Annotated in this window: 3 protein-coding genes; all 3 read left to right on the forward strand. The window is 72.9% G+C overall.

What is annotated here, in order from left to right:
- The first annotated feature begins 23 nt into the window (after positions 1-23).
- The 3 genes from LZ604_RS35020 to LZ604_RS35030 are packed head-to-tail and all read left to right on the forward strand — an operon-like array spanning position 24 to position 7,431.
- Positions 24-4,367, forward strand: a complete 4,344-nt coding sequence (locus LZ604_RS35020) for an SDR family NAD(P)-dependent oxidoreductase (RefSeq protein WP_308283716.1) — start codon at positions 24-26, stop codon at positions 4,365-4,367.
- On the forward strand, positions 4,364-5,878 hold the full coding sequence (locus LZ604_RS35025) for an FAD-dependent monooxygenase (RefSeq protein WP_234520232.1): 1,515 nt from the start codon (positions 4,364-4,366) through the stop codon (positions 5,876-5,878). The genes LZ604_RS35020 and LZ604_RS35025 overlap by 4 nt, the downstream gene beginning before the upstream one ends.
- Positions 5,879-5,880: 2 nt before the next feature.
- Positions 5,881-7,431 (forward strand): acyl-CoA carboxylase subunit beta, encoded by a 1,551-nt coding sequence (locus LZ604_RS35030; protein ID WP_234520233.1) that lies wholly within the window; start codon positions 5,881-5,883, stop codon positions 7,429-7,431.
- The last annotated feature ends 116 nt before the right edge of the window (positions 7,432-7,547 follow it).

Raw genomic sequence — 7,547 nt, forward strand, 5'->3', positions numbered from 1 at the left:
ATGTGGATGAGCCGACTCCGTTCGTGGACTGGGAGTCGGGTGCGGTGCGGTTGCTGACCGAGCAGCGCCCGTGGCCGAGCACCGGCCGGCCCCGCCGCTCGGCCGTCTCCGCGTTCGGCATGAGCGGCACCAACGCCCATGTCGTGCTGGAACAGGCACCCGCCGAGGAAACCTCGCCGGCGCCTGAGCAGCAGACCCCGCACGCGGCACCGGCCGTGCTGCCCTTCCTGGTCTCGGGCCGCAGCCAGGACGCCCTGAAGGCCCAGGCCGCCCGGCTTGCCGGCCATCTGTCTGCGCCCGCCGGGGACAGCCCGGCCGACATCGGCCACTCCCTGGCCACGACCCGGGCCATGCTCGACCACCGGGCGGTCGTCATCGGCGGCGACCCGGCCACCGTGAGGGCCGGACTGACGGCCCTCGCGGCCGGCGAGGCCCACCCCCAGCTGGTCAAGGGGGCCACCCGGGATCACGGCCGTACCGTGTTCGTCTTCCCCGGGCAGGGTTCCCAGTGGGCCGGCATGGCCGTGGAACTCCTCGACACCGCACCGGTGTTCGCTCGCCGCCTGCGGGAGTGTGCGCGGGCCGTCGGTGCTCACGTCGACTGGGACGTGGAGGACGTGCTGCGGGAGCGGGAGGGCGCCCCCTCACTGGACCGTATCGAGGTGGTCCAGCCGGTGCTGTTCTCGGTGATGGTGTCCCTGGCCGAACTGTGGCGCTCCCACGGCGTGGAACCGGACGCCGTCGTCGGCCACTCCCAGGGCGAGATCGCCGCGGCCGCCGTCTCCGGTGCGCTGACCCTCGAGGACGCCGCACGTCTGATCGTCCTGCGTTCGCAGCTGTTCGCCGACGAGCTCGTCGGCCGGGGCGCGGTCGCCTCCGTCGGCATCGCCAAGGCCGCACTGGAGCCGAGGCTGCAACCCTATGGCGACGCCCTCTCGATCGCGGGCGTCAACAGCCCGCAGCTGGTGACGGTGGCGGGTGAGCCCAAGGCCCTGGAGGAACTGGTCTCCACACTCGTCGACGAGGGCGTCCGGGCACGGATCATCCCGGCGACCGTCGCCTCGCACTGCTCCCAGGTCGACCGTCTGCGCGGCCGTATCGCCGAACTGCTGGACTTCGTACGTCCCCGGGCCGGGCGCGTCCCGCTGTACTCCACCGTCACCGGCGAGGTGCTGGACGGCACCGAGCTGACGGCGGACTACTGGTTCGAGAACTGCCGACGTCCCGTCGGCTTCGAGCTGGTGGTGCGCAGGCTCCTCTCCGACGGCTTCGGCGTGTTCGTCGAGTCCAGCTCCCACCCGGTGCTCGCGCTCAGCGTCGAGGAGACCGCCGAGAGCGCCGAGAGCGATCCCATCGTCATCGGGACGCTGCGCCGGGACCAGGGCGGCCTGGAGCGCTTCTACTCGTCGCTCGGCGAGCTGCACGTACGCGGTGTCCGTGTCGACTGGACCCCCGCGTTCGCCGGCACCACGGCCCGCCGGGTCGAGCTGCCGACGTACGCGTTCCAGCGCCGCAGGTACTGGGTGGAGGCCACCGCGGAACGGGACACCACCTCCGCCGACGCGATCGAGACCGCGTTCTGGGAGACCGTGGACCGGGAGGACCTGGAGTCCCTGGCCTCCACCCTCGGCGTGGACGCGGGACCGCTCGGCGCGGTCCTGCCCGCCCTGGCGTCCTGGCGGCGCAGCAGCCGCCCGGATCCGGAGCTGGACTCCCTGCGCTACAGGACCGCCTGGCAGGCTGTCGGCGACCCCCTGCCGACGGCCCTCACCGGCACCTGGCTGGTCGCGGTGCCCGCGGCCGCCGAGGGCTCGCCGCTGGTCCGGTCCGTCGTGCGGGCACTCGAAGACAGCGGAGCCCGCACCCTCACCCTGGTCGTGGAGCCCGGCGCCGACCGGCAGGGGCTGACCGGCCGGCTGCGTGAGGCGACGGACGGAGAGCCCCCCTCCGGGGTGCTCTCCCTGCTCCCGCTGGACGGTACGGCCGACGAAAGCCGGCCGGCGCTGCCCCACGGGCTGGCGGGGACCCTGCTGCTTCTTCAGGCCCTGTCCGACGCGGGCTTCGACCGCCGCGTGTGGTCGGTGACCCGGGGCGCCGTCGCGACCGGTGGCGTCGACCGTGTCGAGGATCCCGTGCAGGCCCAGGTATGGGGGCTGGGCGAGGTCGCCCGGCTGGAGGTGCCCCACCTGTGGGCCGGTGTCGTCGACCTGCCCGGGGCTCCCACGCAGCGGGACCTGGCCCGGCTGACGGCGGTGCTCGGCGGGGCGGGGGAGGAGAGCCGGCTCGCGGTCCGGCCGCACGGGCTCTTCGCGCGAAGGCTGGTGCGGGCCCCCCGGGGCAGCGGTGGCGCGGCCACCGGCCGCTGGGAGCCGCGCGGCACCGTCCTGATCACCGGAGGCACACACGGGCCGGGCGCGCATCTCGCCCGCCGGCTGGCCGGATCCGGGGCCGAGCACCTGCTGCTGACGGCCGCACCGGGGGCACCGTCCGACGGTGCGGAGGACCTGGTCGCCGAACTGAGGGCCCTGGGCACCCGGGTGACCGTGTCGGCAGCCGACCCCGCCGACCGAAGCGCACTGGCCGAGGCCCTGGCGGGCATACCGGACCAGGCCCCGCTGACAGCCGTCTTCCACACTGCGGGCCTGCTGGAGGAGGAGGCGCTCGGCACGCTCACGCCCGCCGGGCTGGAGAACGTCCTGCGCACCAGGACCCTCGGCGGACGCCATCTCCACGAGCTGACACGGAACCACGACCTGTCGGCGTTCGTCCTGTTCTCCTCCGTCGCCGCGGCTCTCGGCGGCGGTCTGGGGCTGGCCGGCCACGCCGCCGCGGGCGCGTACCTCGACGCGCTGGCCGAACACCGCAGGGCCCAGGGCCTGCCCGCGACGTCCCTTGCCTGGGGCGTGTGGGACGAGGAGCCGGACGAGGCCGAGGCGGCGGCCGCCGCGGAGACCCGGCGCGAGCGCCTCACCCGCCGCGGTCTGCCACCGATCACCCCGCGTCGGGCCCTGACCGCGCTGTGGCAGGCGCTCGGCGAGGACGCCTCCACACTGGTCCTCGCCGACGTCGACTGGGACCTGTACGTGCGGGTGCTGGCCGGGGGCCGTCCCGGGCCGCTCCTCGGTGGCATCCCCGAGGTGAGCCGGGCGCTCCAGGGCGCCGGTTCGCCGGGCGCGGACCGTGCCACGGCCGCGCTCGCGAGGTTCCGGGAGGCCGGTCCCGCAGAGCGGCACGGGCTGCTGCTCGACCTCGTACGGGCCGAGATCGCGGACCTCCTGGGACACACCGACCCGGAGGCCGTCGACGTCCATCGCGACTTCCTCGAACTCGGTATGGACTCGGTGGGCGCGGTGGCGCTGCGCAACCGTCTGGACTCCGTACTGGGGCGCAAACTGCCCGCCCGGACCGTCCTGGACCGGCGTACCCCCGACGCGCTGGCCCGTTTCCTGCGCGACGAACTCGGCCGGGACGACGACGCGGTGGCCGCGGCGGGACCGGAGGACGACCTGGGGGAGCGGTATCTGCGTGCCGTGGCCGAAGGCAGGGCCGACGCCCTGCGCGGCCGGATCGCCGCGGCGGCGGCCGGACGTCCGTCCTTCGACGTGCCCGCACCCTCCGACGTCCCCGAGGCAGTGGTCCTCGCCAAGGGTGCTCGGCAGCCCTCGCTGATCTGCTTCCCCACCGTCCTCGCCACGTCGGGCCCCCACCAGTTCGCTCGGTTCGCCGCGCCCTTCGCCGGTGACAGGGAGGTCTCGGCGCTCTCGCTGCCCGGCTTCCTGGCGGGCCAGCGACTGCCGGCGACACTCGAGGCGATCACCGTCGCGGCGGCCGAGGCGGTCGGCCGCCGTGCCGACGGCGCACCCTTCGCGCTGGTCGGCTACTCCTCCGGCGGACTTCTGGCCCATGCGGTCACCGCGCGCCTGGAGAGCGAGGGCGTCTGCCCCGAGGCGCTGATTCTTCTCGACACCTACCTGCCCGACAGCGAGGTGCTCGCGGAGCTCAGTCCCGCGCTGATGGACGGCATGGCGAGGCGGCTCGGCGACTTCGCGCCGCTGAGCAGCGAACGCGTCACCGCGATGGGCGGCTACCTCGATCTCGTCGCCGGGTGGCAGTCGGCGGACGTCAAGGCCCCGGTGCTGCTGGTGCGTCCCGCCCGGCCCGTGTCGGGGGCGCCCGAACCACGGGACGGGGGCTGGCAGTCCACCTGGCAGTGGCGCCATGAGGCCCGGGAGGTACCGGGCGACCACTTCTCGATGATCGAGGAGCACGCCGCGACCACCGCCCGGGCCGTTCTGACCTGGCTGGAGGACACGGCGCCCGCAGTGACCCCGGCCACCACCGCCGCGGCGAAGGAGCGGTCGGCATGAAGCAGCGGACCCCCGTTCTGATCGTCGGCGCGGGCCCGGTCGGGCTGGCCATCGGCTGCGCGCTGTGGCAGCGCGGCGTCCCCGCCCGGGTCGTGGAGGCCCAGAAGGAACCGCACACCGGTTCCCGGGCGGTTCAGCTCCACCCGCCCACGCTGCGCGTCTTCCGCGAAGTCGGCATCCTGGAGGAGGCCGAGCGGGCGGGGCTGCGGATCCGCTCGACGAGCTACCACCTCGCCGGCGGCCGTACTCTGCGCGTCGCGCTGGGAGCGGAGAACGAGCCGCTGATGCTCCCCCAGGAGGACACCGGCCGGCTGCTGGAGGCGGCTCTGGAACGAGCCGGCGGGCGGGTGGAGCGATCCGTCCGGGTCACCGACGTGGCCACCACGGGGGACGTCGTCACCGTGAAGGCCGAGGGGCCGCAGGGCCCGGAGATGATCGAGGCCGACTGGCTCGTCGCCGCCGACGGGGTGCGCAGCACCGTCCGGGAGCAGTTGGGCATCGACTTCGCCGGCTCCGCGGTGCCCACGGACTTCCTGCTCGCCGAGGGCCGGATCGACGGCGCCTTCGAACGGGACGCGGTGCACTACTTCCTGGGCCGCACGGGCTCGGTCGTCTTCGCCTCCATGCCCGGTGGCCGGACCAGGGTCTCCGGCGCGGTACCCGCGGACCATCCCGTGACACCCGCGGGTGTCCAGCGGCTTCTCGACGAACGCGGCCCGGGCGGCATCGCGATCGACGACCTCGACATGGTCAACCGGTTCACCAGCCAGGAGCGGATCGCCTCGGCCCTGCGGAAGGGACGCTGCTTCCTGGTGGGGGACGCGGCCCACACGCATTCCCCCCTCGGCGGGCAGGGTCTCAACCTGGGGCTCCAGGACGCGCACAATCTGGCCTGGAAACTGGCGGGCGTGATCGACGGGGCGCTGCACCCGCGCATCCTCGACACCTACGAGGCCGAACGGCGTCAGGCCGCCGAGCAGATCGTCCGTACCACCCACCAGTTCCTGAAGGTCTTCATGCTCGGCCCCGTCGCGGCCCGAGTGCGCAACACGGTGTGGAGCGCCCTGGAGACGACGGGCGTGCTGCGTCGCTGGTTCGTCCCGCTGCTCGCCGGCTGGCGGGTCCACTACCCCGACACGCTGTCCGAAGGCCCGCGGAAGGGAACCCGGGAGACGGCCGTACGGTCGCGCGGACTGCCGTCCCCCGGCAGGCGCGCCCCGCACTGGGTGCCCGCGCCCGCCACGGCCGGCCCCGCCGGATTCCGGCTGGTGACGCTGGGCCCCGCGGACGGCGGGACGGACCGGGGAGGCCGGGCGCTGGCACAGGGGTCACCCGTACCGCTCGCCCATGAGCACGTACCCCGGCGCACGCCCGGCTTCCTGCTCCTGCGCCCCGACGGCTATGTCGCGGCCGGAGGCACCACCCCCGCAGAACTCGCCGACGTACGGCGCCTGCTGGCCCGCATGGCACCGCATGACCCGTCGAAGACCACGGGCCGAGGAGGAGCGTAGACATGCTCACCCAGGAGCGCCTGGCAGAACTGATCGAGCTGAAGTCACGGGTCCGTCAGGGCCCCGACCCGAAGGCGACCGAACGTCAGCACGCCAAAGGCAAGCTGACGGCGCACGAGCGCATCGAACTGCTCCTGGACGAAGGGTCCTTCCAGGAGATCGAGGCGCTGCGGCGGCACCGGTCGACCGCATTCGGCATGGACCGGCGCCGCCCCCACTCCGACGGCGTGGTCACCGGATGGGGCAAGGTCCACGGGCGCACCGTGTTCGTCTACGCGCACGACTTCCGGATCTTCGGGGGAGCGCTGGGCGAGGCCCACGCCGCCAAGATCCACAAACTGATGGACCTGGCCGAGGCCGCGGGGGCACCGCTGGTGTCCCTCAACGACGGCGCCGGCGCGCGTATCCAGGAAGGCGTCACCGCGCTGGCGGGCTACGGCGGGATATTCCGGCGCAACACGCGCAACTCGGGGGTCATCCCGCAGATCAGTGTGATGCTCGGACCGTGCGCGGGCGGTGCGGCCTACTCGCCCGCGCTCACCGACTTCGTCTTCATGGTCCGTGACACCTCGCAGATGTTCATCACCGGACCCGATGTCGTGCAGGCCGTGACCGGCGAGCAGGTGTCCATGGACGGCCTGGGCGGCGCCGACGTCCACGGCGCCACCTCCGGCGTCGCAGGCTTCGTCTACGACGACGAGGAGAGCTGTCTGGAGGAGGTCCGCTACCTGCTGTCGCTGCTGCCGCTGAACAACCGGGAGACACCGCCGGTCGAGTCGTGCGACGACCCGGCGGACCGCGCCAACGACGCCCTGCTGCACCTGGTCCCCGCCGATCCGAACCAGGCGTACGACATGCGCGCGGTCATCGAGGAGATCGTCGACGACGGCGAGTTCTTCGAGGTCCACGAGATGTGGGCGGCGAACGTCGTGTGCGCGCTGGCACGTCTGGACGGACATGTGGTCGGTATCATCGCCAACCAGCCGGCCTCCATGGCCGGTGTGCTGGACATCCACGCCTCGGAGAAGGCCGCTCGCTTTGTGTCCACCTGTGACGCCTTCAACATCCCGCTGGTCACGCTGGTCGACGTGCCGGGCTTCCTGCCGGGCGTCGACCAGGAGCACAACGGCATCATCCGCCACGGGGCCAAGCTGCTGTACGCCTACTGCAACGCGACGGTGCCCCGGGTGCAGCTGATCGTGCGCAAGGCGTACGGCGGCGCATACATCGTCATGGACTCCCGCTCGATCGGCGCGGACGTCTCACTGGCGTGGCCCTCCAACGAGATCGCGGTGATGGGTGCCGACGGTGCCGCCAATGTGATCTTCCGGCGTGAGATCGCGTCCGCCGACGATCCCGACAGTGTGCGCGCGCAGAAGATCAAGGAGTACAGGACGGAGCTGATGCACCCTTACTACGCGGCCGAGCGTGGGCTGGTCGACGACGTGATCGACCCGCGCGACACCCGGCATGTGCTGATCCGGTCGCTCGACATGCTGCGTACCAAGCACGCCGACCTGCCGTCCCGCAAACACGGCAACCCCCCGGCGTGAGGACGTGCGAGATCAAGGACTGAACCTGTGACCTCAAGCAAGGATGTGCGCAAGCTCGACCGGGTGATCATTCGTTTCGCGGGTGATTCGGGTGATGGGATGCAGCTGACGGGTGA

It is taken from the genome of Streptomyces glomeratus (genome assembly GCF_021462825.1).
Classification (GTDB): domain Bacteria; phylum Actinomycetota; class Actinomycetes; order Streptomycetales; family Streptomycetaceae; genus Streptomyces; species Streptomyces glomeratus.

Coding starts and splice junctions, on each gene's coding strand:
- LZ604_RS35025 (WP_234520232.1), top strand. CDS start 4,364: ATGAAGCAGCGGACCCCCGTTCTGATCGTCGGCGCGGGCCCGGTCGGG.
- LZ604_RS35030 (WP_234520233.1), top strand. CDS start 5,881: ATGCTCACCCAGGAGCGCCTGGCAGAACTGATCGAGCTGAAGTCACGG.